Origin of the sequence: Arthrobacter sp. TB 26 (genome assembly GCF_000427315.1) — a bacterium.
Lineage (GTDB): Bacteria > Actinomycetota > Actinomycetes > Actinomycetales > Micrococcaceae > Arthrobacter.
The window spans coordinates 1-2065 of record NZ_AUPJ01000089.1; the positions used below are offsets into that span (position 1 = coordinate 1).

Here is a 2065-nt window from a genome sequence, read left to right on the forward strand (position 1 = left end):
CGAGCCGTTTCCTTTAGTCGAACACTACGAGCTCGTGAACTCTGCTCCTCGGTAGAGCGCTCACAGGCTGGCCGTCGTGCCGTAAGGCGATCCTCCAACAGACACACACTCCGGCGGGTCTACTGCGATGTGCACACCGTCGAACTAGTGGCAGTAAACGATGCGCCGGGCCCGGCAGGTTTCAACGGGAGATTGCGACGCCGGCGCCCGGCTGGCAGCCGCCGTCGGATCTGGCAGCTACCGGGCCTTGGGGATGATGATCCACAGCACGATATAGGCAAGTTCGCCGACGCCGAACAGGCCGAACAGCACAAAGCCGATGCGAACCAGTGCCCTGGAGATACCGAAGCGGTCGGCGAGTCCTGCGCACACGCCCGCGATGATCTTGCCGTTGGTGGGCCTAACCAGAGATCGTTCCATCCAGCCAAGGTAGCAGCGTGGGCGCGTCAGGAGAACAGCCCCGGGCAGGCCCTTCGCTTCACACGCTGGCTCACACGGCGGCTGGCGACACTGGGATCACCAACCCGCCCGCCACCTGAGGTGAATCAACAATGGAAGTCCTGATTGCCGTTCTTGCCGGAACCATGCTCGTCGCCGTCCCCGGAACCCTCCGCGCCGTCCTCAAGGACGGCCACGGCAGGACTCCAAAGGTCCGGTCCACCGAACCCTGGCGCGCGGGTAGCCTGCCGAGCGAACCGTACTCGGCGCCGCACGCCTGGTACCTGCCCGGGGCATGGATGCGGTAGACGCGCCACTCCAAGACCATGCGGCGGGGCTCTGGCAGGATTGCCAGCATGGAGTCCCCAACCACCGTCCCCGCCTACGACCTCCGCGTCAGCATCCAGGACACCGAACCCGAGATCTGGCGACGCCTGCTGGTGCCGGAAACCATCACGGTCCCGGAACTGCACCGGGTGCTCCAGACGGCCTTCGGCTGGGAGAACCGGCACCTTTTTGGCATCCGGTGCGTGGATCGGCTTGGCCAGCCCCGCGTCATCGTCGGCCCCGACGACGCAGCGGAGGAAATGGGCGACGAGCCCGCTTCCGGCGTCGTGCTCCTTGAACTACTGGACGCGGAGCAGGCCCGGGCGAGCACGCTCGAATACGAGTATGACTTCGGCGATGCCTGGACCCACCTCGTAGAGGTGATGGGGCCGGCCAAGCTTCAGGTGGGTGCCGTGCGCTGCACCGGCGGCGCCAACCGGGGCCCGGTGGAGGACGCCGGAGGGACCTACGGCTATGCGCGCCTCATTGAAGCCCTGGCCGATCCCGCGCATGAGGAACACCAGGAGCTCTCCGACTGGTACCAGTTTGCGACGGGAAAGGACGCCAGCACTCTTGAGCCGTATACGTTCGACGCCGCCGCCCTCAACCGACGTTTGGACGAATTGGCGAAACGCCTCTGGCCGGAACCGCCCACGGACGAGGAGATCGACGCCGTCATCCGGCCCGTGCAGTGGCTGCTGAACCAGGCGGGCACCGACGGACTGCAATTAACCCAGGACGGCTATCTCAAACCTGCCGTGGTCAACCAGGCTGTCCGCGAACTCGACTGGGTCTACCGCTGGCCGGGAGCCGCGAACCGTGAGAGCCAGACACTGCCCGTTCTGATGCTCCGGCAGCAACTGCAGGCCTGGAAGCTGCTCCGGAAGAGCAAGGGCCGGCTGGTCCTGTCACCGGCCGGCCGCAAGATGCACGACGGCGGCAGGCGGCTGTGGGACTACCTCGCCGAGGCTGTCGCCTTCCCCGCGGAGGAATCGACGGCCATCGTGACCCGCGTCGTGGCCCACTGGCTGCTCGAAGGCACCATGCCGTCCTGGGATCAGCGGCAACGCATCATCGCGGACACCCTGACCGTCGCGGGGTTCCGGATGGAGAGGGGAAAGCCGGTGCCGCAGGACGTCGCGCAGGACCTCTACTTGGACGTGCGCTGGACGTTGGACTGCCTGCAGCTGAAGGTACCGGAACAAACGTTCAGTGAAGAGCCGGCCCTGACCGACGGCGGACGGAAGTTCCTCCTGCAGATTCAGGGGCTGCTCGACGGCATGTGAAGGTTCGCGGGCAC

The 2065-nt window shown here is 66.1% G+C and carries 3 protein-coding genes; 2 read left to right on the top strand and 1 reads right to left on the bottom strand.

The genetic code is table 11. The features are described from left to right. Nucleotides 1-237 precede the first annotated feature (237 nt). Nucleotides 238-420, bottom strand: a complete 183-nt coding sequence (locus K789_RS0102370; RefSeq protein WP_024365346.1) for a PspC domain-containing protein — start codon at nucleotides 418-420, stop codon at nucleotides 238-240. 131 nt (nucleotides 421-551) lie between these two features. Here K789_RS0102370 and K789_RS22110 point away from each other — a divergent pair, with 131 nt between their 5' ends. After that, nucleotides 552-746 carry a hypothetical protein gene (locus K789_RS22110; RefSeq protein ID WP_024365347.1) on the top strand — a complete coding sequence of 65 codons (195 nt, stop codon included), beginning with the start codon at nucleotides 552-554 and terminating at the stop codon, nucleotides 744-746. 48 nt (nucleotides 747-794) lie between these two features. After that, nucleotides 795-2051, top strand: coding sequence for a plasmid pRiA4b ORF-3 family protein (locus tag K789_RS23850; RefSeq protein ID WP_024365348.1), 1257 nt, complete (start codon nucleotides 795-797; stop codon nucleotides 2049-2051). The last annotated feature ends 14 nt before the right edge of the window (nucleotides 2052-2065 follow it).